At 41.2% G+C, this 25256-nt stretch carries 24 protein-coding genes, 1 tRNA gene and 1 rRNA gene; 16 read left to right on the top strand and 10 right to left on the bottom strand.

The annotated features are described in order from the left end of the window. From NV381_RS37060 to dnaA, 9 genes are all read right to left on the bottom strand, one after another. Positions 1–214 (bottom strand): 16S ribosomal RNA (locus NV381_RS37060); the annotation flags it as partial. Between the two features lie 410 nt (positions 215–624). Further along, a complete protein-coding gene (locus NV381_RS37055) occupies positions 625–1683 on the bottom strand; it encodes an HD-GYP domain-containing protein (protein ID WP_258218276.1) in 1059 nt (352 codons plus the stop codon). Between the two features lie 112 nt (positions 1684–1795). Beyond that, positions 1796–4276, bottom strand: coding sequence for a DNA gyrase subunit A (gene gyrA, locus NV381_RS37050; RefSeq protein ID WP_258218275.1), 2481 nt, complete (start codon positions 4274–4276; stop codon positions 1796–1798). Between the two features lie 205 nt (positions 4277–4481). Next, a complete protein-coding gene (gene gyrB, locus NV381_RS37045; RefSeq protein WP_258218274.1) occupies positions 4482–6395 on the bottom strand; it encodes a DNA topoisomerase (ATP-hydrolyzing) subunit B in 1914 nt (637 codons plus the stop codon). Between the two features lie 28 nt (positions 6396–6423). Beyond that, complete coding sequence (gene remB, locus NV381_RS37040; protein WP_171652969.1) at positions 6424–6672, bottom strand: extracellular matrix regulator RemB; 249 nt, start codon at positions 6670–6672, stop codon at positions 6424–6426. Between the two features lie 29 nt (positions 6673–6701). Then, positions 6702–7811, bottom strand: coding sequence for a DNA replication/repair protein RecF (recF, locus tag NV381_RS37035; RefSeq protein ID WP_258218273.1), 1110 nt, complete (start codon positions 7809–7811; stop codon positions 6702–6704). Between the two features lie 77 nt (positions 7812–7888). Continuing rightward, positions 7889–8104: a S4 domain-containing protein YaaA gene (yaaA, locus tag NV381_RS37030; protein WP_308862438.1), complete on the bottom strand. Its 216-nt coding sequence runs from the start codon at positions 8102–8104 to the stop codon at positions 7889–7891. A gap of 68 nt (positions 8105–8172) precedes the next feature. Continuing rightward, positions 8173–9318 carry a DNA polymerase III subunit beta gene (gene dnaN, locus NV381_RS37025; protein WP_258218272.1) on the bottom strand — a complete coding sequence of 382 codons (1146 nt, stop codon included), beginning with the start codon at positions 9316–9318 and terminating at the stop codon, positions 8173–8175. Positions 9319–9519: 201 nt separating this feature from the next. Further along, on the bottom strand, positions 9520–10884 hold the full coding sequence (gene dnaA / locus NV381_RS37020; RefSeq protein ID WP_379374489.1) for a chromosomal replication initiator protein DnaA: 1365 nt from the start codon (positions 10882–10884) through the stop codon (positions 9520–9522). A 606-nt stretch (positions 10885–11490) separates the two neighbouring features. On the opposite strand from dnaA, the gene rpmH reads away from it, so the two are divergent. From rpmH to NV381_RS36960, 12 genes are all read left to right on the top strand, one after another. Beyond that, positions 11491–11625, top strand: coding sequence for a 50S ribosomal protein L34 (gene rpmH / locus NV381_RS37015; RefSeq protein ID WP_171652965.1), 135 nt, complete (start codon positions 11491–11493; stop codon positions 11623–11625). Between the two features lie 155 nt (positions 11626–11780). Next, complete coding sequence (gene rnpA, locus NV381_RS37010) at positions 11781–12125, top strand: ribonuclease P protein component (protein ID WP_258218270.1); 345 nt, start codon at positions 11781–11783, stop codon at positions 12123–12125. A gap of 75 nt (positions 12126–12200) precedes the next feature. Next, positions 12201–12932, top strand: coding sequence for a membrane protein insertase YidC (yidC, locus tag NV381_RS37005; RefSeq protein WP_258218269.1), 732 nt, complete (start codon positions 12201–12203; stop codon positions 12930–12932). Further along, positions 12929–13546, top strand: a complete 618-nt coding sequence (jag, locus tag NV381_RS37000) for an RNA-binding cell elongation regulator Jag/EloR (protein WP_258218268.1) — start codon at positions 12929–12931, stop codon at positions 13544–13546. Before yidC ends, jag begins: the two co-directional genes overlap by 4 nt. Positions 13547–13678: 132 nt before the next feature. Next, positions 13679–15058 (top strand): tRNA uridine-5-carboxymethylaminomethyl(34) synthesis GTPase MnmE, encoded by a 1380-nt coding sequence (mnmE, locus tag NV381_RS36995; protein ID WP_258218267.1) that lies wholly within the window; start codon positions 13679–13681, stop codon positions 15056–15058. 90 nt (positions 15059–15148) lie between these two features. Continuing rightward, complete coding sequence (mnmG, locus tag NV381_RS36990) at positions 15149–17038, top strand: tRNA uridine-5-carboxymethylaminomethyl(34) synthesis enzyme MnmG (RefSeq protein WP_258218266.1); 1890 nt, start codon at positions 15149–15151, stop codon at positions 17036–17038. Further along, a complete protein-coding gene (rsmG, locus tag NV381_RS36985; RefSeq protein WP_258218277.1) occupies positions 17038–17763 on the top strand; it encodes a 16S rRNA (guanine(527)-N(7))-methyltransferase RsmG in 726 nt (241 codons plus the stop codon). The genes mnmG and rsmG overlap by 1 nt, the downstream gene beginning before the upstream one ends. Before the next feature lie 259 nt (positions 17764–18022). Continuing rightward, on the top strand, positions 18023–18838 hold the full coding sequence (gene noc / locus NV381_RS36980; protein ID WP_258218265.1) for a nucleoid occlusion protein: 816 nt from the start codon (positions 18023–18025) through the stop codon (positions 18836–18838). A gap of 410 nt (positions 18839–19248) precedes the next feature. Further along, entirely contained in the window at positions 19249–20007 is a 759-nt protein-coding gene (locus tag NV381_RS36975; protein WP_258218264.1) for a ParA family protein, read from the top strand. Further along, on the top strand, positions 20004–20861 hold the full coding sequence (locus NV381_RS36970) for a ParB/RepB/Spo0J family partition protein (protein ID WP_258218263.1): 858 nt from the start codon (positions 20004–20006) through the stop codon (positions 20859–20861). The genes NV381_RS36975 and NV381_RS36970 overlap by 4 nt, the downstream gene beginning before the upstream one ends. 125 nt (positions 20862–20986) lie before the next feature. After that, the gene (locus tag NV381_RS36965; protein WP_258218262.1) at positions 20987–22141 is read left to right on the top strand and encodes an aminotransferase class V-fold PLP-dependent enzyme; all 1155 of its coding nucleotides are present in this window, start codon (positions 20987–20989) and stop codon (positions 22139–22141) included. Positions 22142–22177: 36 nt separating this feature from the next. Further along, the gene (locus NV381_RS36960) at positions 22178–22672 is read left to right on the top strand and encodes a DUF4446 family protein (protein ID WP_258218261.1); all 495 of its coding nucleotides are present in this window, start codon (positions 22178–22180) and stop codon (positions 22670–22672) included. Here the strand turns inward: NV381_RS36960 and yyaC are convergent. Continuing rightward, positions 22647–23264: a spore protease YyaC gene (yyaC, locus tag NV381_RS36955; protein ID WP_258218260.1), complete on the bottom strand. Its 618-nt coding sequence runs from the start codon at positions 23262–23264 to the stop codon at positions 22647–22649. The two genes, NV381_RS36960 and yyaC, sit on opposite strands and share 26 nt — an antisense overlap. Positions 23265–23372: 108 nt before the next feature. On the opposite strand from yyaC, the gene NV381_RS36950 reads away from it, so the two are divergent. The 4 genes from NV381_RS36950 to NV381_RS36935 all read left to right on the top strand — a co-directional run bounded on the left by NV381_RS36950 (position 23373) and on the right by NV381_RS36935 (position 24939). Then, on the top strand, positions 23373–23615 hold the full coding sequence (locus NV381_RS36950; protein WP_258218259.1) for a DUF3343 domain-containing protein: 243 nt from the start codon (positions 23373–23375) through the stop codon (positions 23613–23615). Between the two features lie 12 nt (positions 23616–23627). Beyond that, positions 23628–24518, top strand: coding sequence for a mechanosensitive ion channel family protein (locus tag NV381_RS36945; RefSeq protein ID WP_258218258.1), 891 nt, complete (start codon positions 23628–23630; stop codon positions 24516–24518). Between the two features lie 45 nt (positions 24519–24563). Further along, entirely contained in the window at positions 24564–24782 is a 219-nt protein-coding gene (locus NV381_RS36940; RefSeq protein WP_258218257.1) for a DUF951 domain-containing protein, read from the top strand. A 66-nt stretch (positions 24783–24848) separates the two neighbouring features. After that, positions 24849–24939, top strand: a tRNA-Ser gene (locus NV381_RS36935). Positions 24940–25256: the final 317 nt, after the last annotated feature.

Here is a 25256-nt window from a genome sequence, read left to right as displayed (position 1 = left end):
ATTGCTCCGTGTTTCATGAACAGAACATGCGTTCCATCCAGCTATCCGCTCTTAGCTATCGTTTCCGATAGTTATCCCGGTCTTACAGGCAGGTTGCCTACGTGTTACTCACCCGTCCGCCGCTAACTGTTCCCGAAGGAACAATCCGCTCGACTTGCATGTATTAGGCACGCCGCCAGCGTTCGTCCTGAGCCAGGATCAAACTCTCCATTAAAGTTGGTCACGAAGACCGTTTAACGCAAGCTTGTCTTAAGCTCAAAAGTAATGCTAGCGAGAATTTACATTCTCTATTTTAACACTCACTCGTTGTTCAGTTTTCAAAGGGCAATCGTTGACAAATCCACGTCATTTCTGACTTTCTTCTTTGTCGTTTTGTGCCAACTTGTTTAGCGGCGACTTTTATAATATAACACATTCGCCTACTACATTGCAAGCTTTTTTTTAAGTAATTCTAGAGACAATGGAAGCTGTCTACTCGAACCTTTGAGAATAGGCATGTCGAGGTTAATGCGGAGTAAAGTATAATCTATACTTTCCAATCAAATAAAAAACCTCCGCCGCAAAAGCAGCGAAGATTAATTTATCATATATCGCCTAACAGAGTCAAGTATTAATTATGTTAGATTATTTTTGTATAACTTCTTGAATATGTAGGTTACGTTGAATAGATAAATTAATAATTTGTCCATTCACATTAACCCAAGGGCGAGTAGGATTAGCACGATCTGAAAACACGATTTCACCAATACGGCCATCGCTTAATTTAACCAACACTCCATTATGGAACTGAGTTACCTTTTGTATAAAGGTTTGCACCATAACAGGATCCAGCTTTCCAAAGGATTCGGTAAAGAGCTGGTCCAACACCTGATAGCGAGAAGCTGCCTTTTTATGATAACGGTCAGAGGTCATAGCATGGAACATATCGGCAATAGCGACAATTTTGGAGTAAAGATGAATTTTATCTCCTTTAATTCCATAAGGATACCCAGAGCCGTCTTCACGTTCATGATGCTGTATAGCTGATAACTTCACACCTTCGTTAATAGCTGCAACACTTTTTAAAAGATTATAGCCTATAACCGTATGCTGTTTCATTTCTTCCAACTCATCAGGAGTAAGCTTGTTGGGTTTGTACAAAATTCCCGAATCAACCTTTGCATTACCAATATCATGTAAGAGACCACTTAAAGCAACTGGCATTAAATCTTTAGTAGGAAGTCCATGCCATTTGGCCAAAGTATAGGAGGTTAAGCTAACCATAATACTATTGTGAAGTAGAAAATCAGTTAATTGATAGGACTTTGGACTAAAAGTTAAAATTTGATATTGATCAATATGTTTTATTAGCGCTTCTAACTGTGTTCTAACTTCCAGAATGGGAAAATTACTTCCACCTACTGAAATAAAAACCTTTCGCAGCAGCACCAGCATTTTATCATATTGTTCGAAAAATGGAAGAATGGAGTTGCTCGGCTCTTCAATGATAGCTTCAGCTGTATTCTCTTGCTCATTTGCTTTGGATTCGATGGATATGGAAGGGATGAGAAATGCTTTTAAAATTTCGATATCTTTATCAATAACGACTCGGCCCTTTGGAAATAGGATATTCCCATGCTTTGTTAGCACGTTATCGTTTATTTTCTCGCCGCCTTTTAACTGGGAAACGGAAATTGTCGCCATGTAAATTCCCTCACCTTACTTTCTTTCTTATCACATCTTTATTTTAAACGAAAAAGAATGGGGATGTAACCCCCATTCTTACTGTTTCTGTGAAAAAAGTCCTATTTATTTGTTATTCGTTATCTGTAGATTCAACAATTTCCTCACCGTCTTGATCTTCGGCAGGCTCTTCACTCTTTTCCACTCTTGCAACTGTGGCTACTTCATCTTCATCTTTGATGTTAATAAGCTTAACCCCTTGAGTGTAGCGTCCCATCATGGAAATCCCCGACATACTAGTCCGGATGATGGTGCCTAGTCCTGTAATAATCATCAAGTCCTCGTCATCGCTGACAATTTTTAACCCTACTACAGGTCCATTCTTCGGAGTAACGTTCAAGGTTTTAATCCCTTTTCCGCCACGTGATTGAATCCGATATTCCGATACCGGTGTTCTTTTGCCGAAGCCTTTGGAAGTTACAATCAATACACTGCTGTCTTCTTGAACAACATCCATATCGATAACAGCATCGTCTTCACCAATGTTAATTCCTTTCACTCCCGTAGCGGAACGTCCCATTGAACGTACTTCCTTCTCAGGGAAATGAATCGAAATTCCTTGCTTAGTACCCATAATAATCGTTTGGTTGCCATCAGTCAGCTTAACGCCAATCAGATCGTCGTCCTCACGAAGCGTAATTGCAATTAATCCGCCTTTACGGATGTTCCCGTAATCATTAAGTGCGGTCTTCTTAACTAAGCCATTCTTGGTGGCAAAGAACAGCTCCTGTTCAGATTCAAAACCTTCCACTGGGATAACAGCATTTATCGTCTCGCCCTGTTCAATCTGTATCAGATTGATAATTGGGGTACCACGTGCTGTACGGCTAAGGTCAGGAATCTCATAAGCCTTAAGACGATACACTTTTCCCTTGTTCGTAAAGAAGAGTAGGAAATGGTGAGTGTTCGTCACGAACAAGTGCTCAACAAAATCCTTGTCCTTCGTGTCCATACCAATAACACCTTTACCCCCACGCTTTTGACTGCGATAAGTGGTAACAGGTAGCCTTTTGATATAGCCGGTATGCGTAATTGTGATGATTACATCTTCCTGAGGAATCAGATCTTCATCCTCGATGCTCTCCATACCAATTGTAATTTCAGAACGGCGCTCATCGCCAAATTTTTCTTTAACTTCATTCAGTTCCTGGCTAATAATAGCGAGGACCAACTTCTCATCAGCCAAAATGGCTTTATATTCAGCAATCTTTTTCATAAGCTCAGCGTATTCTTGCTCAATTTTCTCACGTTCTAAACCAGTTAACCGCTGCAAACGCATATCCAGTATAGCTTGAGCTTGATCGAAGCTTAAAGAAAACTGATTGATTAAACCTTCACGGGCTTCTTCCGTTGTTTGCGAAGCACGAATTAATGCAATAACCTCGTCCAGATGATCCAAAGCAATCCGCAAGCCTTCGAGAATATGCGCTCTTGCTTCTGCCTTACGAAGTTCAAATTCCGTACGCCGGCGAATAACTACTTTCTGATGCTCCAGGTAATGGAACAGCATTTCTTTCAGGTTTAATACCTTAGGCTCACCATTTACCAAGGCAAGCATAATAATCCCAAAATTCGATTGCATCGCAGTATGCTTATATAAATTGTTTAAAACAACATTAGGATTAACATCACGACGCATTTCGATAACAATACGCATCCCGTTGCGATCCGACTCATCCCGCAAATCGGTAATTCCTTCGATTTTCTTCTCGCGAACAAGCTCGGCAATTTTCTCAATGAGACGGGCTTTGTTTACTTGATAAGGCAGCTCATGAACGATAATACGAGCCTTATTATTATTTTCTTCAATGGTAGCTCTCGCTCTCATCGTGACTGATCCACGACCGGTATTATAAGCTTGCTTGATACCTTCGCGTCCCAGAATATAGCCGGCTGTTGGGAAATCCGGCCCTTTGATGGATTGCATAAGCTCCATTGGAGTTACATCCGGATTTTCTATCAGCTGATGTACTCCATCTATAACTTCTCTTAAGTTATGGGGAGGAATATTGGTTGCCATCCCTACTGCAATCCCAGAACTTCCGTTCACCAACAGATTGGGAAACCGGGCAGGCAGCACAGCCGGTTCATGTTCCTCACCGTCATAGTTAGGAATAAAATCAATCGTTTCTTTATTGATATCACGTAGAAGCTCCATCGCGATCTTCGATAAACGCGCTTCGGTATAACGCATAGCCGCCGCCATATCACCATCAATGGAACCGAAATTTCCGTGACCGTCTACAAGCATATATCTCAAAGAGAAATCCTGCGCCATACGTACCATGGTCTCATATACGGCACTATCACCATGCGGGTGATATTTACCTATAACTTCTCCAACGATTCTCGCAGATTTCTTATGTGGCTTGTCCGGAGACATGCCAAGCTCGGACATTGCAAATAAAATACGGCGATGTACGGGTTTAAGCCCGTCCCTGACATCGGGCAAAGCTCGGCTTACGATAATGCTCATCGCATAATCCATAAAGGAAGTACGCATCTCCGTGCCTATATCGATATCTTTTATTTGTGAGCGCTGTTCTTCCGACATTGTTGACCTCCTGAGAACTTTCCGTAGGAAAGTTGACTTCGTAAGCGTGTGCTTAGTTTTGCTTTAGCAAAACTAACTTCGTAAACATAATCTGAACTTTCCGTAGAAACGTTGATTCCATAAGTCGCGTGCTAAGCTTCGCCAAGGCAAAACTAACTTATAAGCCTGGTCTGAACTTTCCGTAGGAAAGTTCAGATTAGACTCATTAGATATCTAAATTCTTCACATATTTCGCATGCTGCTGGATAAACTCTCTACGTGGTTCTACGTTCTCACCCATCAATGTATCAAACAAGGTATCTGCATCGATCGCATCCTGAATACTAACCTGCAGCATTGTACGGCTTTCGGGGTCCATAGTTGTTTCCCACAATTGGCCCGGATTCATCTCTCCAAGACCTTTATAACGCTGAACGTTAACTTTGACGCCTTCACCAAATTCTTGCATCACAATTTCTCTTTGTTTTTCGTTGTAAGCATAACGAATCGTCTTATTACGCTCCAGTTTGAATAATGGAGGCTGAGCAATATATATATATCCGACCTCGATAAGTCTACGCATATATCTGTAAAAGAAGGTAAGCAGCAATGTACGAATATGAGCTCCGTCCACGTCAGCATCGGTCATAATAATAACTTTGTGATAACGAGCCTTGGCTATATCAAAATCATCACCAATACCAGTACCCAAGGCTGTAATAATAGCCCGAATCTCAGTACTGGATAAAATTTTATCAAGCCGCGCTTTCTCAACGTTCAATATTTTACCCCGAATGGGCAAAATAGCTTGGAAATGGCGGTCTCGCCCTTGTTTGGCCGAACCACCCGCGGAGTCACCTTCAACGATATACACTTCGCTGATCGAAGCATCCTTGGAGGAGCAGTCGGCAAGCTTACCAGGCAGGGCACTAACTTCAAGCGCACTTTTACGTCTTGTCAGTTCCCTGGCTTTACGCGCTGCCTCTCTGGCGCGCGCTGCCTGGACGCCTTTCTCGACAATCTTCTTAGCAACTGCCGGATTCTCATCAAGGAATTCCATCAGCTTCTCAGAGAATAACGATTCTACAATACCCCGAACCTCGCTGTTTCCAAGCTTCGTTTTCGTCTGCCCTTCGAATTGCGGTTCTGGAATCTTAACAGAAATGATCGCGATTAAGCCTTCCCGCACATCATCTCCAGATAAGTTAGAGTCACTTTCTTTGATTGCATTATGTTTACGGGCATAATCATTCATTATGCGCGTCAGCGCGCTCTTGAAGCCCGATTCATGAGTACCGCCCTCATGGGTATTTATATTATTGGCAAAGGAATATATGTTCTCCGTGTAGCCATCATTGTACTGAATAGCAATTTCAACTTGAATATTATCTTTAGAGCCTTCCGTAAAGATCGGCTGATGCACAGGCTCCCGGTTACGGTTCAAATATTCAACAAAGGAGATAATACCCCCTTCGTATATGAATGAATTGGACACATCTGTCCGCTCATCAGTCAAAGTTATTTCAATACCCTTATTAAGAAATGCAAGCTCCCGAATTCGGGATTGCAAAGTATCGTAATCATATTCTGTTGTTTCTTTAAAAATCTCATCATCCGGCCAGAAGGTAGTCTTGGTCCCTGATTGTTCCGTTTCGCCAAGCACCTTAAGGTCATATTGCGGCACACCTCTTTGATATTCTTGTTCATGCACTTTGCCTTCGCGTTTAACCTGAACGATTAACTTTTTGGACAGCGCATTCACTACAGAAATACCAACACCATGCAAACCACCGGAAACCTTGTAGCCTGAATCGTCTCCGCCAAATTTTCCGCCTGCATGCAGAACCGTAAGCACGACTTCCAATGTGGAGCGCTTCAGCTTAGGATGCTCACCAACCGGAATACCACGTCCGTTATCTATAACCGTTATGCTGTTATCACGGTGAATGATGACTTCAATTTTTGTGCAATAACCGGCCAAAGCCTCGTCAATACTATTATCGACAACTTCCCAAACAAGGTGATGAAGACCTCTGGCGCTTGTAGATCCGATGTACATCCCCGGACGTTTTCTAACGGCTTCGAGACCTTCGAGCACCTGTATCTGGTTTTCATCATACGTATTTTGATTCGCAGACATTCTGACACCCACTTTTCCAAGGTAAAATCTAGTTCGTTAACAATTGATGCGCCCGTTTCTTCAAGGTCATGGAGGAAATTGGAGAGTAGTATACCTTAGATTGTGTGACAACAAGCGATTTGCATTCTTCTTCGCCGATCACTTCAACCTTCTTCTCTTTATTGGCATAGCTGATAAATTGCTTTGATATTTTGGAAGATTTTTCAATAGACAAGTCAAATATGGCAACAAGCTCGGATGCACGAATAATTTTTTCTCCGCCTAAATGGATGAACATAGTTGGCCATCTCCTTATTACGTGAGACTTTAAGTTAAGCTTCCATTCTGCACATGAATGACAGAAGCATTTTCCAGCTTGGATAGATCGATGCTTTCGATTCCGGTCGTTGTTATAAAGGTTTGAACCTTGTTTTGAAAGGTTTCAATCAGTTGGGTTTGTCGAGAGCGGTCCAGCTCTGACAGTACGTCGTCCAATAATAGTATTGGGTATTCGCCAACTTCTTCACGGATCAATTCAATTTCTGCCAGCTTTAAAGAGAGTGCCGTTGTCCTCTGCTGCCCTTGAGAGCCGAAGGTTTGTACTTCTTTGCCATTGATAAAAAACAATAAATCATCCCGATGCGGCCCGATCAATGATACACCGCGCCGAAGCTCCTGTTCTTTCACATGTGATAACTTTATCATAAATTGGTCAAATAAAACAGATTCATCTTGGACAGCTCCTTGATCGAACGAACAAGCATACTGAATCTCAATCTGTTCATTGCCTCCAGTAATTCCTGAATGAATCTTTTCCGCCCATATTTGGAGCTTCTTTATAAAGCTTTGACGTTTTTTAATGATTTTAACACCAAACTGTGCCAATTGTTCGTTCCATACTTCCAAAAGGGCCGCTTTTGTGTCTCGAGTAGTAAATAACTGCTTTAAATAATTGTTCCGCTGTACCAATATTTTCTGATATTGCGATAAATCATATAAATAAGCGGGATGGACTTGGCCGATTTCCATATCCAGAAACCTCCGCCGGATAGACGGGGAGCCCTTAACAATTTCCAGATCCTCCGGTGCAAACATCACAACGTTTAGCGACCCGATAAAATTACTTAGCTTGCGCTGCTCCAGGCCATTTATTTTTGCTTTCTTACCTTGCTGAGAGATGGTCAAATCAAGCTGACATGAGCCATATTTTTTATCCACTTCGGCATGCAGCAGGGTGTGGGGAGCATTCCATTGGATGAGCTCCTTGTCCTGATGCGTCCGGTGCGATTTGGTAAGTGCAAGTACAAATATCGCTTCCAGAAGGTTGGTTTTCCCTTGTGCGTTCGGACCGACAATAATATTGACCATACGCCCCGATTCAAAATAAACCTCATCGTAGTTTCGGTAATTCTGTAAAGAGAGCTTTTTCAATTGCAAAATGGTTCCTCCTACAGCCTCTGCCAAGGATAAACGGCCACGCCTTGCTTAGAGCTCTTCTTAGAAAAAAGATTTCTCTAGCTGCGCACTACTTGAAACTCACCGCATCCTTCAACACTTACTTTATCATCATGTACAAGCTTCTTGCCGCGGCGATTCTCCGGCTCCCCATTTACAAGAATTTCAGTTTCCTGCAAAAAAAACTTGGCTTGTCCGCCGCTAGATATACAATCAGCCAACTTCAAAAATTGACCGAGTGTTATATAGTCCGTATGGATGTTTACTGTTTTCATCAGGGCTTCCTTGCTCCTTTATCAGTTATTAACATGTGGATAAATAAACGCATGAACCTATCCCCAATTTAATTCGTTGTGCGGTAAGGGAGAATTAGCTGCAGCAGGGTGGAGGATTCCTCCATGGGACGGATAATAATCGGCTGCATAGCACCGGTAAAGCCTATATGAATCAGCTCGCTGTCAATTACTTTAAGCGCATCGAGCATATATTTTGAATTAAAGGAAATCCGCAGCAGTTCTCCGGTTAATTGGGATACATCGAGCTGCTCGGTTACTTTTCCAAGCTCTGAGGAGCTCGACGAAATTTCAATGGTTTGATCCTCACGCATGATCATCTTAACTATATTGGTCTTTTCTTCTCTGGAAAGCAAATAAGCCCGATCGATAGCGTTAGCCAGCTGCTGCGCGTTAATAACAAGTTCGGTTTGATAAGCCTGGGGGATCAGCTTGGAAGTATCAGGATACGTTCCGTCCAAAACTCTAGTATAGAACAGGATGGAGCTAAGCTGAAATAATACCTGGCTTTCTGCAAAAATGATATCGATCAGCGTATTTTGATCCGGCAAAATTTTGGCCAATTCATTCAAAGTTTTCCCTGAAATGGATACATTACTCACTGGGAACTCATCATTGACTTCGATTTGCGTTTCTCTACTTCCTAATCGATGCCGATCACAGGCGGTGAATTTAAGATTGCCTTCATTTACGGTCCATAAAACACCTGTCAGAACCGGTGTAGATTCATTAGTGGAAACAGCAAAAGACGTTTGTTTGATCATTGATTTAAGCAAATCACTTGGCATTTGAATTCTTCTATTCTCTTCGATACTTGGCAAAGTTGGGTATTCTTCCGGATCTAAGCCAACTAATTGAATTTCAGAAGATCCGCTGCGAATTATCGTCAGAAAATGGTCTTTAACCTCTATTTCAATCTTGGAAGCCGGCAGCTTACGAACAATTTCAACGAAAAATTTGGATGAAAGAACTACGCTTCCCGGTTTTTGTAAGTCTATTATGCTTATTTCATTCTTTTCGTTCGGAATATGGCTTTGAATGGAAATGTCCGTATCGCTTGCTGTAAGCGTCATTCCATTAGCATCGGCATCTATTTTTATCCCGCTCAATATAGGAATTGTTGTTTTGTTAGAAATAGCTTTGGAAACATGCTGAATGGATTCATTTAAATACTCTTTTAATATCGTTAATTTCATACTGTCACTCCTATGATTCGAAAATGTGGAGATGTCCATTTATCCCTTCATAATACTCTTTTTTTATTAGTAATAGTAGTAGGGGCAGTGGATATGTGGATATGTGAGTAAAAGGTGCAAAACGAAAGCCTATCCACATGTTAATAGTTTGTGCATAGGCTTAATGTTATTCAGATGGGCTGGAAGCATGATTTGTACTACTTACATCGTGACATTTTTTACTTTCTCCATCAAGTTCTGGACGATCCGGTATAGCTCTTGATCCGTCTTCAACGCTGTAGAAATTTTCTCATGAGCATGAATAACGGTTGTATGATCTCGGCCGCCAAAAGCTTCACCGATTTTGGGCAATGAAAAATCAGTCATTTCACGAGCTATATACATGGCAATTTGCCGCGGATAGGCTACCATCTTCGTACGTTTGCGTGCTTTAAAATCCTCCAGCTTCAATCCGTAAAATTCGCCAACCCTTTGCTGAATATCCTGGATCGTAATGACCTTCGGTCGGCTGCTCGGAATAATATCCTTTAATGCCTCAGCTGCGAGATGCGATGTTATATCTTGATTGATCAACGAGGAATAAGCAACGACACGAATAAGAGCTCCTTCAAGCTCACGAATGTTCGTATCGATCTGATTGGCTATGTAAACCATGGCCTCATTGGGTACTTCCAGGTTTTCGGCTTTTGCCTTTTTACGTAAAATGGCAATCCGGGTTTCCAAATCAGGAGGCTGGATATCGGTTATCAATCCCCATTCAAATCTTGAGCGCAGACGTTCTTCCAGTGTAGGAATTTCCTTGGGAGGACGGTCGCTTGAAATAATAATTTGTTTGCGTTCCTCGTGAAGCGCGTTGAATGTGTGAAAAAATTCTTCCTGGGTTTGTTCTTTTCCGGCAAGGAACTGAATATCGTCAATAAGCAGCACATCGATAGTACGATATTTATTGCGGAAGCTTTCTCCGCGATTGTCTCGGATGGCGTTAATGAACTCATTAGTGAATTTTTCCGAAGAAATATACAGCACACGGGCACTCGGATTATGTTCCAACACATAATGGCCAATAGCATGCATTAAATGTGTTTTGCCCAATCCCACGCCTCCGTATAAAAACAACGGATTATAAGCTTTGGCCGGCGCTTCTGCTACTGCGAGCGAGGCCGCATGGGCAAAGCGATTCCCTGAACCAATGACAAACGTATCAAATGTGTACTTGGAGTTCATCATATGACTAAACGTTTCTTCAGGAACGGTGGGCGGAGCTTTCACAGGATGGAACGATTGGGAGGAGGTTGCTGATGCAGCTTTTTCTTCTTCGGTCTCGATAACAAATTTCACTTCGGCTGGTTTTCCTGTGTAATCAAGTATGGTGTCTCTTATGAGCTTGGTATATCGGTTTTCCAGCCATTCTCGAGCAAAGTTATTAGGGGCGCAGATGACGACTTTTGAATCGTTAAAAATTACGGCTCTTGTGGATGTAAACCACGTTTCATAGCTTGGTTTACTTAGCCTAGTTTGAATAATGGAAAGAACTTGCTGCCATTGCTCGTTGGGATGGCTTTCCACAATAGTATTCACTCCTTTAAAAAATAAGCGATGTGGCATAAGCCAGGTAATTGTTGAAAGAAAGCGAGTTATGTCGGATTATATCCACATTGTTAAGCTATTGTGGACAATCTTTATTAGATAGGAGTGTAAATTGTTCACAAAGATATCCACAGCCTGTTGATAATTCTGTGGAGTACTTATTGCTATCCACAGGATGAGCATAACCATAATATCAAAATATGCATGGATAATCAATGGAATCTTGGGTTTTATCCACATTTCCCATAGATTGTGTGTAACTGTTATACACAGCACAAGATATTGTTAATATTTTGTTATTATTTCGACTTTATCCGATTTTTTGACTTTTTGTTATACACAACTACATGTTTTGACAAAATAAATGATCCTACTTGAGCACAGGATATGAAAGTTTCTTTCTTGTTGATAACATCGGATTTTTTATTCGGTGCTTGGGATAACCTTGATGAAGAACATGCATTCAGGAGGAGGGTATAACTGTTTATCCATACAAGAACAACAAGTTGACTTTTTCCTCGTAAGGTGGTTTAATGTTAAGAGGTATTTTCGGGAATGGAATTTCCTCAAGGAGGTGCAGGATAGATGGGTCCTACGTTTAAACCGAATGTAAGAAAACGCAAAAAAGTACACGGCTTCCGTAAAAGAATGAGTTCAAAAAATGGTCGTAAAGTACTTGCTGCTCGTCGTCAAAGAGGCAGAAAAGTTTTGAGCGCTTAATACAAGAGGCCACTAACAGGTGGTCTTTTTTGTTGTTTTTTAAATGATTTGATACAAATTTCAATAGATAGCAAAAGGTTTGTTTTAAAACACCTTGTTTTAGTACACGCTAGTATTGTTTTGCTGACCGGTCCGGGATATGGAGAGAACTGCCTGTGGAGAAGAAAAATCGACTAACGAAAAGGGAATATTTCGATAAGGTATACCGCGGGGGCAAATCGGTGGCTAACCACCAGTTTGTTCTATATTCCTATGTACGGCATCAGCAAGCGGGATTCCGCCTGGGTATTTCGGTAAGCAAAAAGCTTGGTAATGCTGTTGTCCGAAACCGGATAAGGCGGATGGTGAAGGAAATTGTCCGGTTGAATGCACAGAGATTCCCGGTTGGTTACGATCTAATTTTGATTGCCAGGAAGCCTGTTGTAGGAATGGCTTATGCTGAAATGGAAAAGAGTATTTTTCATGTACTAAAGAGAGCTGCACAATCAGTCCGAAAATAAGCGGTTCCATTTCTTTTTTTCTATAAGATATGGTATAGTTTATTATTGGAAAAGATAAATTAGGAGGACTTCATTTTGACGCGTCGACTAGCTAAATATTTGCCGCTTATGTTTGCTTTTTTACTGCTTGCGGGATGTGCCCCGGCAACAACAAAGATCGATCCTAACAATGGGGTATGGGACAAGTATTTCGTTGGTCCATTGTCTGATGTTCTCGATTGGTTTGCGACGCTTCTTTGGGGACAATACGGTTTGTCCATCCTAGTTGTTACTCTAATAATCCGCTTCATCATATTACCTCTAACGTTGAAGCAATATAAAAGTTCCAAACGGATGCAGGAGCTTCAGCCTGAAATAAAGAAATTAAAAGAAAAATATAAAGATGATCCTAAAAAGCAGCAAGAAGAGACGATGAAGATATTCCAATCGAATGGTGTGAATCCGCTTGCCGGTTGCTTTCCTTTAATTGTACAGATGCCAATTTTGATTGCTTTGTATAATGCTATCATGCGGAATCAATATATCGCCGATCATTCCTTCCTTTGGTTGCAGCTGGGTACTAAGGATCCGTATTACATTCTGCCTTTACTGGCAGCGTTAACTACGTTCTTCCAGCAAAAAATGATGTCGTCGCAAATGGCGCCTCAAATGCAGAACTTGATGTTCATTTTCCCCGTATTGATTTTCGTAATGGCTATGAACTTTGCAGCAGCACTTCCTCTTTACTGGGTATATAGTAATCTATTCACGATTGTGCAGTCTTATTTCATATACGGACCTCAAAATAAGGGTGGCCTGTCTAAATGAAAAAAATTGTGGTTACGGGTAAAACAATTGAAGAGGCCGTGAAAAACGGCCTTCGTCAATGGGATACCACGGAGGATCGGGTAAAATTGGTAGTCCTTGAACAGCCCTCTAGAGGGTTGTTTGGTCTTATTGGTTCTAGGGATGCGAAAGTTGAGCTAGAGTTTTTGCCGGATGCTGTTGATGAAGCCATTTATTTTTTACAGGATGTTTTTAGAACGATGAGCTTGGAAGTACGTATTGATAAGAAAACGGACAAGGACGGATTGGAGCTTCATTTATTCGGTTCGGATTTGGGGATGCTGATCGGTAGAAGAGGGCAAACTTTGGATGCGCTTCAATATCTGGTTAACATTGTGGCGAACCGTTATGCGACCTCCCATGTTCGTATTGTTCTGGATGCTGAGCATTTCCGTGAACGGCGGAAGAAAACCTTAGAGGATTTGGCCGCAAGGTTGGCTGATAGGGTGATTCGTACGAAGAAAGAAGTTGTCTTGGAGCCCATGTCTTCTCATGAGCGCAAGGTGATCCATGCTAAACTGCAGGACCATCCTATGGTTCGGACCTTTAGCAGGGGTGAAGAACCAAACCGTAGAATTGTTATCGTGTACAGATAAACTTCCGGGTGCAATGATGTCATAGTTATGACTCATTGCATTTTTCAGTTGGAGCCACTCCAATAAAGCTTCTTGCCTCGTATTTAAATGAAGGCGGAGCTGGTTATTTGATTAAGAGACAGAGGTGCAACTATGTTAAATGACACCATAGCAGCTATATCGACTCCATTGGGTGAGGGAGGAATTGCTGTTATTCGTATAAGCGGGGATGACGCGGTTACGGCAGCTGATCGAATTTTCTATGGTAAGGATAAATTAAAAGAAGCCTCCACACATACAGTACATTATGGTTATATTAAAGATCCTCAAACCTTGGCTAGTGTAGATGAGGTGCTGGTTACCCTAATGAAAGCGCCACGTTCGTTTACTACGGAGGATGTAGTAGAGATTAGCTGTCATGGCGGATTTATTTCTGTAAAGAAAGTTCTCGATTTGTTGCTGGAGCAGCAGGAGATAAGGTTAGCTGAGCCCGGCGAATTTACGAAACGTGCCTTTCTTAATGGTAGAATTGATTTATCCCAAGCTGAGGCGGTTATTGATTTAATTCGGGCCAAATCGGATAGAGCTTACCAGGTCGCTATGAAGCAATCGGAAGGTACCTTGTCCAGAAGAATTAAGCTGCTGCGTCACGAATTAGTAGAGTTGATGGCACATATAGAAGTGAATATTGATTATCCGGAGCATGATGTCGAAGAAATGACCAATGCTTTTATCAAGAATAAATGTTCGGCCGCTATGGGGCAAATAGATGATTTACTTAATACTGCGCGGCAGGGCAAGATTCTACGTGAGGGTATTGTTACAGCTATTATAGGTAAGCCGAATGTTGGCAAATCCTCATTGTTGAATACATTGGCACAAGAAAATCGGGCGATTGTAACCGATATTCCCGGAACGACGAGGGATGTTATAGAGGAGTTCGTTAATGTTAATGGCATTCCCCTCAAGCTATTGGACACAGCAGGTATACGTGAAACCTCTGATCTGGTTGAGCAGATTGGGGTGCAGAAATCGAAAGATGCACTTGTCGAAGCCGATTTGATTCTTCTGGTCTTCAATGGAGCGGATACACTCGAGCCAGATGAGATGACAATAATCGAGCAGCTTAAGGACAGGCAAACCATTATCATTGTAAATAAATTAGATTTGGAGCAGCGAATAGAGCTGAACCTTTTACAGAAGCATTTTCCTGCGGAACGCATTGTTATGATGTCGCTGCTGGAAGAGCAGGGGATTACGGACTTGGAAAAAGCTATCGCTAGTATTTTCTTCAGTGGTCAGGTAGAATCAAATGACCTGACTTATGTAAGTAATGCACGGCACATCTCCTTGTTAAAAAAGTCTCGAAACTCTCTTGAAGAGGCATTTACGGCAACCGAGAATTTCGTGCCTATAGATATGGTTCAAATCGATATCCGCAATGCATGGGAGCAGCTTGGAGAAATTATCGGAGATTCTGTTGGCGATTCGTTGATAGATCAAATTTTTTCGCAGTTTTGTTTGGGTAAATAATGATATAGGGCATTTTTTTTGAAATAAGGTTATAGCTTAATAAATTTATGAAGTAAGTTTTCTTTTGAAAACTCCCAGGAGGTAGAATCAATGAGTTATGTAGCAGGGCAGTATGATGTCATTGTTGTTGGTGCGGGTCATGCAGGATGTGAAGCAGCGCTTGCAGCAGCTCGTATGGGTTGCGAAACATTAATGATAACGATTAATTTGGACATGGTTGCATTTATGCCTTGTAACCCTTCAATCGGTGGACCGGCCAAAGGCCATGTTGTTCGTGAGATTGATGCGTTGGGCGGCGAAATGGGCCGAAATATTGATAAAACATACATTCAAATGAGGATGCTGAATACAGGTAAAGGACCTGCCGTTCACGCACTTCGCGCACAAGCTGATAAATTTCTGTACCAACATATGATGAAGCAAACAATGGAAAATGAAAAGAAATTGACGCTTCGTCAAGGATTAGTGGAAGAACTGATTGTTGAGGACGGCGTATGTAAGGGGATTGTTACAAAAACAGGTGCTCAATATTTGGCCAAGGCTGTAGTTATTACAACCGGCACTTATCTTCGCGGAAAAATCATTATGGGCGAATTAATGTATGAAAGTGGGCCTAATAATCAACAACCGGCTGTTAAATTATCTCAATCTCTAAAAGATCAAGGGCTGGAGCTAGTTCGTTTCAAAACAGGTACTCCGCCGCGTGTCCATAAAGATACGATTGACTTCAGTAAGACGGTTATTCAACCAGGGGATGATAAGCCGAAGTTTTTCTCTTTCGAAACAACTGAAGAAATCCCTAATCAATTACCGTGCTGGTTAACTTACACTTCGGAACAAACCCATCAGATTATTAATGATAATTTACATCGTGCGCCAATGTTCTCAGGGGCTATTGAAGGTACAGGACCCCGTTATTGCCCGTCAATTGAGGATAAAATCGTGCGTTTTGCCGATAAAGCAAAGCATCAAATCTTTTTGGAGCCGGAAGGACGTAATACGTCCGAATATTATGTGCAAGGTCTTTCCACAAGTATGCCAGAGGATGTACAGCTCAACATTTTGCGTTCCATTCCGGGACTCGAGAAGGTGGAGATGATGCGAACAGGCTACGCTATTGAGTATGATGCGGTTATACCTACGCAGCTTAAACCTTCTTTGGAAACGAAAGTGGTTAGCGGTTTGTTCACGGCTGGACAGATTAATGGAACTTCAGGCTATGAGGAAGCAGCAGGCCAAGGCGTCATGGCGGGGATCAACGCGGCAAGAAAAGTGCTTGGACATGAAGCAGTAGTATTGGATCGTTCCGAGGGTTATATTGGCGTATTAATTGATGACTTGGTGACAAAAGGTACGAATGAACCTTATCGGCTGCTTACTTCACGAGCTGAATACAGATTATTGCTGAGACATGACAATGCTGATCTTCGATTAACACCTATTGGTCATGATATCGGTTTAATTAAAGAGGAGCGTTATAAACGCTTTTTGGAAAAATATCGGTTAGTTGACGAAGAAATCGAACGCCTGAAAACAACCAAAGTAAAACCGGCAGATGCTCAACAAATGCTTACTTCTATAGGAAGTGCGGAGATTAACAATTCCGTTGATTTAATTTCCTTGCTTCGCCGACCTGAGGTATCCTACGAGCACATTCATGGGATCTCGCCGAGTCCGAATGTTCTTTCGGATGAAATGAAGGAGCAGGTCGAAATTCAAATCAAATACACCGGATACATTGAGAAGCAGCTCATTCAAGTGGAGCGTTTACGTAAAATGGAGAAAAAGAAAATTCCGGACGATATTATTTATGAAGAAATTCATGGTATAGCGATGGAAGCTAAGCAAAAGCTGGCTAAAATTCGTCCTATCTCAATAGGGCAGGCAACACGTATTTCAGGTGTTACTCCAGCGGATATTTCCATATTGCTTATCCATTTGGAGCATTACAATAAAGTATTAGCAGCCAGAGGTCAATGATGGATCCTATACAAACTATTTTTTTAGAATCGCTAAAACCATATCAGATCGAATTATCGGAACAGCAGCTCTTGCAATATGAATTATATTACAAAGAGTTAGTATCCTGGAATGAAAAGATGAATCTGACTGGCATTACAGAGAGAGAGCAAGTCTATGTCAAACACTTCTTTGACTCGCTCTCTGTTTCTTTTTTTGTTTCCTTGAAAGATAAGAAGAGCCTGGCCGATATAGGCTCAGGAGCTGGGTTTCCTAGCATACCGCTCAAAATTGCTTTTCCCCATCTTAAAATAACTATTGTAGATTCTCTAAACAAGCGAATTCAATTTTTGAATCATCTTTCTTCGACGTTAGGGCTAACGAATGTGGAGTGCATACACGGCAGAGCAGAGGACATTGCTCGTTTACCACAACATCGTGATAGTTATGATATCGTAACGGCCAGAGCTGTTGCGAAGCTTTCCGTACTTAATGAGTTTTGTTTACCTTTTACCGCCATCGATGGATGTTTTATAGCAATGAAGGGGAACGATGTTCAAGAAGAGGTCAAGGAAGCAAGCTATAGCTTGAAAGAGCTTAAGGGGAAACATATACATACACATCATTTCGAGCTACCGGATGAGGAGCATTCCACAAGACATTTGGTTGTTATTCGTAAAACGTTCCAAACACCATATAAATATCCGCGAAAAGCGGGGTTACCTCTAAAGCTTCCTCTTATTTAATGTTCCACGTGAAACATTTCTTGTGTTTTATGGTTCTAAGTTTTCTGTTTGCAAACTGATATTGAGATTATCTCAAGGATGTCATTTATAATCATTTTAATTGTTTATTTCTATATTTTAATAATATAATTCCACAAGATGTAAAATTGAAATATTATTCATGATTATGCCAATATTCTTGCAGGAAATGGCAAGCTTTTGGAGAATTTATTAGAGTAGTATTTTGCTATTTACGGCTAAAGATCGGGTGGTTAGATTAATGAAAGAACAGATCTCTAAATTGTTTGGATTCACGGATAAATCTTCGACGGATGAAATTAAAAATATTTCAATCCAAGATATCGTTCCAAGTCCATATCAGCCTAGAACAATTTTTGATGATGAGCGAATTGAAGAGCTGTGTCAGACCATTAAAACTCACGGCGTTATACAGCCGATCGTTGTCCGTGTTAGGAACAACAAGTTTGAATTAATTGCCGGAGAGCGTAGATGGAGAGCTGTCAAAAAACTTGGATTGGATACAATTCCAGCAATAGTCCGGGATTTTAATGATTCTCAAGCTGCTTCTATCGCATTAATAGAGAACCTGCAACGTGAAGGATTAACAGCGATTGAAGAGGCGATAGCCTATCAACAATTAATAGATTTACACAATTTAACACAAGAGAGTTTAGCTCAGCGTTTGGGGAAAAGCCAATCCACAATAGCTAACAAAATTCGTCTGTTAAACCTTAGCGAGCCGGTTAAATTGGCTTTAATGGAGCGTAAGATTACAGAAAGACATGCTCGCGCCTTGCTCTCTTTGAGCCAGGAGGATTTGCAGGTTAAAGTGCTGGAAGACATTTTGGCCAAGGAACTAAATGTTAAACAAACGGAAGCTAGAATTCAGTTTCTGAAAGAGACAGCCAAGATCAAAAAGACGAAGCGAGTTTCATTTTCGAAAGATGTGCGTCTGGCATTAAACACAATCAGGCAATCCGTTGAAATGGTGACTTCCTCTGGCTTGCAAATCAATACACATGAACAAGATCATGAAGATCATTATGAAATCGTAATCAAGATACCAAAACGGTGAAAAATATAGTATGATAGATTAGTTGCTATTTATAAGAGAATAATTCTATTAAGGCTCCGTTAAAGGGAGCTTTTCTTAACCTTTTTATAATGTCAGAATGTTTAGTTTACAGTGGAACAGAAAATTCTGATATTGCAAGTAACCCTACAAATAAATCGAGGTCGCTTATCCGTGAAATGCTTCGAAAGCGGGTTTCTTGTTAATTTTTTATGATGTGTTTGCGCTTTTGCGTGGCTTAGAGTCGATTTAAGATTGTTAAGTTGCAAATGTTGTTTTTCAAAAGGTCACTTCATTTGTTTGTATGTATGGGTATAGTTCTGTCTATGGAATTATTTCGAATTAGTTGACTGTAGTTATTAATTAGTCCGGGTTATTGCTTGTTATTAGTATTTTATTGAGGTGAAATGATTTTGTCTAAGATTATAGCAATCACAAATCAAAAGGGTGGTGTTGGTAAAACAACAACGTCCGTTAACCTTGGGGCATCATTGGCGGCATTAGGTAAAAGGGTGCTGTTAGTTGATATTGATCCTCAAGGGAATACAACCAGTGGTATTGGTGTTAACAAGGCTGATGTTGTTTACTGTATCTACGATGTCATTATCAATGACATTCACCCAAAAGATGCTATGGTCGATACAGCCATACCGAATTTGAAGATAATACCTGCTACAATTCAATTGGCGGGTGCAGAGATAGAACTGGTGCCGACTATTTCACGTGAAGTCAGATTAAAGAAATCTTTGCATTTGGTCAAACATCTATTTGATTATATATTAATCGATTGTCCGCCATCTTTGGGTATACTTACGGTTAATTCTTTAACAGCAGCAGATTCGGTTATTATACCAATCCAGTGTGAGTATTACGCTTTGGAAGGCTTGAGCCAGTTGTTGAATACAGTTCGCTTGGTACAAAAACATTTGAATACCACTCTTCAGATTGAAGGGGTTCTGTTAACAATGTTTGATGCGAGAACGAACTTGGGCATGCAAGTAATTGAAGAAGTGAAAAAGTATTTCCAGCAAAAAGTTTATCAAACTATTATTCCACGAAATGTAAGGCTAAGTGAGGCGCCGAGCCATGGTCAATCGATCATTACGTATGACCCGCGTTCCAAAGGGGCCGAAGTGTACATGGAGCTTGCGAAGGAAGTGATCGCACTTTGAGTAAACGATTAGGCAAAGGTTTGGATGCATTATTACCGGCTCTTAGTATTGGGGATGACGATAAAATCGTAGAAATCCCGTTGTCACAACTGAGACCCAACCCATATCAACCAAGACGGACTTTTCATGATGAATCGATCAATGAATTGGCAGCGTCGATAAAAGAACACGGAATTATACAGCCTATCATAGTTAGAAGTGTTTTAAAAGGATATGAAATCATAGCAGGCGAACGCAGATTCAGAGCTTCTCAAGTTTGCGGCTTGGCAACAATCACAGCTGTAATTAAAAAGTTCAGTGATCAGCAGGTTATGGAAATTGCTTTGATTGAAAATCTGCAGCGTGAAGATCTTAATGCTATGGAAATTGCAATCGCATATCAAGCTTTGATAGATCAATTTTCTTTAACGCAAGAGGAGTTGTCTGTTAAGGTAGGGAAGAGCAGATCGCATATTGCAAACTTCTTGAGATTGCTTCAGCTTCCTGAAGAAATTAAACAATATGTTTCACGTGGAACATTATCAATGGGTCATGCAAAAGCAATCATCGGATTAAAGGATACGAAAACGATAAAAGCTTTAGCAGAGTTGGCGATAAAAGAGCAATGGAGTGTTCGTGAGCTAGAAGAGGAAGTAAAGCGGTTGGAAGAAAAGACGGACAACAAGAAGGCTGCTTCCGCGAAATCGAAACGAAAAGATCCGTACATTAATGAATTGGAAGAAAACTTGCGAGAAATGTACAGAACAACAGTGAAAATTAAACACAACAATAATAAAGGGAAGATTGAATTGCTTTATTATTCCAAAGATGATTTGGATCGTTTGTTGGAGCTGCTGCAAGGGAAGATTTCTTGACGTATAGATCAGTTTAAAAGGAACGGTAGAAACGAATGGGAAGTTGACGTAGCATACCTTATTATTGCCTGCTTGAATGGGGCAGACTAGGTATGCTACTTTTTATGAAGGAGGGTGAGAAGATAATGAATATAGCCTATTTAGATCATGCAGCATCATCGTGGCCCAAACCGCCTGAAGTATTACAAGCTATGCAGGAGTGTATGCTTCATTATGGCGCTAATCCGGGCAGGGGAAGTCATCAAATGGCTGTACAAGCAAGTCGTGCGCTGTTCGAAACGCGAAAAAGCTTGGCGAAGCTGCTGAAAGTTAAAAATCCTAATGATATTTCCTTTGCACTGAATACTACAATGGCGCTGAATCAAGCGATAATGGGGTTTGTAAAAGAGGGAGACCATGTAGTGTGTACTGCTGTTGAACATAATTCAGTTCGCAGACCTTTAGAGTTTTTGAAGAAAACAAAAGGGGTAAGTATAAGCTATGTGAAAACTAATGAAAAAGGTGAACTTTCTGTTCAGGACGTCAAAGAAGCGTTTAACAGTAAAACAACTTTATTAGTTTGCAGTCATGGTTCCAATTTATTAGGGAGTATTTTACCTGTAGAGCAATTGGGAGAGTTGTGTAAACAAACAGGGGTTAAGTTGTTGGTGGATGCGGCGCAAACGGCAGGTACGCTTGATTTAAATGTGGCGCTTATGGGGGTCGATATGCTGGCTTTTCCGGGCCATAAGAGTCTGTTGGGACCTCAGGGTACAGGAGGGCTCTATATAGCCCCTGAGCTCGAATTGGAGCCTCTGCTGCATGGTGGGACGGGGAGTCAGTCGGAAGCTATAGACCAGCCTACAGTAAGGCCGGATCGATATGAGTCGGGTACTCAAAACACAGTGGGAATAGCCGGATTAAATGAAGGTGTAAAATTTGTGCTTAAAGAAACAGTTGAGCGTATACATAAGAAAGAATGGGAACAAACTCAATTGCTTATGGAAGCATTGATGGGAATTGAAGGAGTTTCAGTGCTGGGGCCAGATTTGGGGCAAAATAGAACAGGAATCGTATCCTTTACTATAAATCAATCGGATTCATCAGAGATTGCTTTTATATTAGATCAATCCTTTCAAATTGCGGTTCGTGCCGGTTACCATTGCTCTCCATTAGCTCATGAAAGCGCGGGGACGCTGGAGAGAGGTGCTGTAAGAGCGAGTGTAGGGTATTTTACAACAAATGAGGAAGTCGAGCGTCTAATAAGTGCGGTGAAGGAAATCGCTAAGCATATGAAGTAAAGGGCCTTATTCATAGAGATGCAGGAGGAAATGAGTGTGGGGGAAATACTGGAGTTGCTGGATGTCAGAGTGCTGATGGTTGTTATGATAATTGTAATTGTAGTTTTTCTAATAATTGTGCTTGTATTATCGAGTAAACTGAATAAGCTTAGAAAAAACTATATGAGTATGCTAAATGGCGATGCAAGTTTAAACGTGGAAAGTGCATTGATTGGTTTGCAAGAAAAGGTGGCATCAAGTAACGCAGAAGTAGATGGAGTCAAACAGCAGATTCAATTAATAACGCAGCAGATGAAAACAATGAAGTCCAAAATAGGCATCTACCGCTACAATGCATTTGCAGAGAGCGGCAGCGATCTTAGCTTTTCACTAGCTATTTTGGATGAAAATGTAGATGGAGTTGTAGTGTCGGGAATTCATAACAGGGAAGAGACCTATGTATACGCAAAGCCATTGACGAAAGGGCAGTCCCAGTATCCTCTGTCACCTGAAGAAAAAGAAGCTATTAATCGATGTGTGTCAACGAAGTAACGGCTGCAAAGCGTTTAATATTGCTTAATGCGACGTAGAAAGAGCGGGCAATAACTTCAGACATGCTCATAACAAGACTAAGGCGAGTGTTCTGAAGTACGAAATATTCCATAAAACCGCCTACATTAACGATTCCAGTAATATGCATATTGCCTACAGGAGGAAGTTCTTTATTAACGCCTGCCCCAGGCTTGACCGGACCGTTACCGATCTGGATGCATCCAACACTGGCTAGCTGACCTAAGCATGCATCAATGGCTATAATGTAAGGGTTATTGTACTGGGAGTTGATAGCTTCAAGAGTTTCCTTCAAATTCATAGCATGGACAGGTTGTTCGAGAGTTCCATATAAGTGAAAGCTTTCTAAGCTGTACTTTTTGAGCTGTGAACCAACAAGGGGACCAAGGGAATCTCCAGTCGAGCGATCGGTTCCAACGCATACAATGATGAGAGGCTGCTGTGTAGGGATTTGACCAAGCACTGAGCATAGACGGTCAGACAGGACTTCGATGATGTTATTTTCGGTGTGTTGAACCTTTAAATTTTCAACCTCTTTTGGCATCACGGTGTCTCTATGAAAAGAAAATTTCATATAATGGCCCTCCAGTTCGTAGGAGTGTAAAAACAATTTTTACTAGTATACGGAAGAAGGGTTCAATTTATACGTAAGTTTGTGAAAAAATGATAGGGGTGAGAGGGCATGTTATTAATGGCATTTGATTCGACCCAACAGGCGTTAAGAGCTGAGATGCTGCTGGAATATGCAGAAATAGAGAATGACATGCGTCCTACGCCCAAGGATATTACAGCAGGATGTGCACTTTCCCTTGAATTTCCCAAAGAAGAGTATAAAAGAGTGAAACAAATCATAGAAGAAGAAAGAGTAGAAATAAGGGGCATTTTCTTCAAAAAAGACGATCAGTATGTTAACATGGATGCATAGGGTGGGAAACAAATGAATTATTTGGTACAAGGTTTTCTTCTGGAGGATAAAATGGGGTTAATTGCCGGATGGCAGCAGGTGTGGGATCCATTCATCGCCTATATCTCCAATCCGGAGGTATGGACAGGTCTTCTTATCGGGGCGTTAAAAGTCATTTTTATTTATTTCGCAGGCCGGCTGGTCATGAAGCTTGCAAATAAGGCTTTGGAGCATATGCTGGTTGCCAGAGACAGGAACCCGTTAAAGCTCGATACAAGACGGACAAATACGATTGGAAGATTGTTGGGTAATATCACTGCATATGTGGTTAATTTTATAGTCATATTAATGATTCTTAATCAATTCGGTATCCGTTTGGAGCCTATATTGGCGGGTGCAGGCGTCGTTGGATTGGCCATCGGATTTGGTGCGCAGAGCTTAGTAAAAGATGTTATTACCGGCTTTTTTATTATATTTGAAGATCAATTCGCAGTAGGGGATATAGTTCAAATAGGAACGTATAAAGGAACAGTAGAAGAAATCGGGCTGCGGGTTACGAAGTTGAAGAGCTGGACAGGGGAAGTCCATTTTATTCCCAACGGGACTATAAATCAGGTAACCAACTTCTCATTGAATAATTCAATAGCTGTTGTAGATATTTCGATTGCTTATGCGTCAGATATTGATAAAGCATTAGAAGTGCTGCGGACAACCGTATTGAAAAATTACGAATCCAATGTCAATATGGTAAAAGAGCCACAAGTGCTTGGGGTACAAACGCTTAGCACCTCAGAAATAACACTTCGAACAACGGTGGAGTGCAAGCCGAACACACAGGCACTAGTATCTCGAGAGCTTTATGCCGAAATCAAAAAAGCTTTGGACGCTTTAAGTATTGAGAGCAAAGAGTCCCAGGCTAATTAAACTAGCGTCCATGTTTCCAATACAAAGAAAAGGGGGAGGGCGTGTATGGAACGAAAACAGTATCAACTAGGCGATATTGTCCAAATGAAGAAGCCTCACCCTTGCGGGAGCAATGAAATGGAAGTAATCCGGCTTGGAATGGATATCCGCATCAAATGTGTAGGCTGCAAGCATAGCGTACTGGTACCGAGGGCGAAGTTCGAAAGCAAACTGAAGAAGGTGCTGCGTTCTAACCCCAGTGCTTCAGAATTAAGCGCGGATTGACTCTAAGATAATGGTTGCAAACCATGGCTAAACTGTGGTATATTACTACTTGTCCCTTTTTAGCGCGGAAAGGTACCCAAGAGGCCCAAGGGGGCTGACTCGAAATCAGCTAGGCGGCGCAAGCCGTGCGTGGGTTCGACTCCCACTCTTTCCGCCACTTAAGTTATAACCTACATATTAAAGATAACAACCTCCTTATGCAGATTAAATGCGAAAGGAGGTTTTTTTGATAATATTAGAAAATATAAGTTTGAACCGGAGGTTCACCTTTCTAATATTGCAAGAAAAGCAACCGCTTAGACACGAATGTATCTTCATCGAGAGGGCTTCGATCAGAAGCTTTTCTTAAGATAATAGAAAGTATAAATTTTTGGAGTTCCCCCACATTCAAAATATTGATAAATTAGTGATATGAAACAGGACATCTTACATCGGATATTTTTTGACGAACATAAGCATTGGGAAGCGTTCGTA

Source organism: Paenibacillus radicis (ex Xue et al. 2023) (assembly GCF_024722015.1).
Taxonomy (GTDB): domain Bacteria; phylum Bacillota; class Bacilli; order Paenibacillales; family NBRC-103111; genus Paenibacillus_S.
Note: the sequence above shows the minus strand (reverse complement) of the source record. Positions and strands in the feature narration are given on the sequence as shown.

Excerpts from the sequence above, each read along its gene's own strand:
- NV381_RS36940 (WP_258218257.1), top strand. The coding sequence starts at position 24,564 with ATGGAACGAAAACAGTATCAACTAGGCGATATTGTCCAAATGAAGAAG.
- NV381_RS36965 (WP_258218262.1), top strand. The coding sequence starts at position 20,987 with ATGAATATAGCCTATTTAGATCATGCAGCATCATCGTGGCCCAAACCG.
- mnmE (WP_258218267.1), top strand. The coding sequence starts at position 13,679 with ATGTTAAATGACACCATAGCAGCTATATCGACTCCATTGGGTGAGGGA.
- yaaA (WP_308862438.1), bottom strand. The coding sequence starts at position 8,104 with ATGAAAACAGTAAACATCCATACGGACTATATAACACTCGGTCAATTT.
- gyrA (WP_258218275.1), bottom strand. The coding sequence starts at position 4,276 with ATGTCGGAAGAACAGCGCTCACAAATAAAAGATATCGATATAGGCACG.
- noc (WP_258218265.1), top strand. The coding sequence starts at position 18,023 with ATGAAAGAACAGATCTCTAAATTGTTTGGATTCACGGATAAATCTTCG.
- NV381_RS36945 (WP_258218258.1), top strand. The coding sequence starts at position 23,628 with ATGAATTATTTGGTACAAGGTTTTCTTCTGGAGGATAAAATGGGGTTA.
- mnmG (WP_258218266.1), top strand. The coding sequence starts at position 15,149 with ATGAGTTATGTAGCAGGGCAGTATGATGTCATTGTTGTTGGTGCGGGT.
- gyrB (WP_258218274.1), bottom strand. The coding sequence starts at position 6,395 with ATGTCTGCGAATCAAAATACGTATGATGAAAACCAGATACAGGTGCTC.
- jag (WP_258218268.1), top strand. The coding sequence starts at position 12,929 with ATGAAAAAAATTGTGGTTACGGGTAAAACAATTGAAGAGGCCGTGAAA.
- rpmH (WP_171652965.1), top strand. The coding sequence starts at position 11,491 with ATGGGTCCTACGTTTAAACCGAATGTAAGAAAACGCAAAAAAGTACAC.
- NV381_RS37055 (WP_258218276.1), bottom strand. The coding sequence starts at position 1,683 with ATGGCGACAATTTCCGTTTCCCAGTTAAAAGGCGGCGAGAAAATAAAC.
- rsmG (WP_258218277.1), top strand. The coding sequence starts at position 17,038 with ATGGATCCTATACAAACTATTTTTTTAGAATCGCTAAAACCATATCAG.
- remB (WP_171652969.1), bottom strand. The coding sequence starts at position 6,672 with ATGTTCATCCATTTAGGCGGAGAAAAAATTATTCGTGCATCCGAGCTT.
- NV381_RS36950 (WP_258218259.1), top strand. The coding sequence starts at position 23,373 with ATGTTATTAATGGCATTTGATTCGACCCAACAGGCGTTAAGAGCTGAG.
- yyaC (WP_258218260.1), bottom strand. The coding sequence starts at position 23,264 with ATGAAATTTTCTTTTCATAGAGACACCGTGATGCCAAAAGAGGTTGAA.
- dnaN (WP_258218272.1), bottom strand. The coding sequence starts at position 9,318 with ATGAAATTAACGATATTAAAAGAGTATTTAAATGAATCCATTCAGCAT.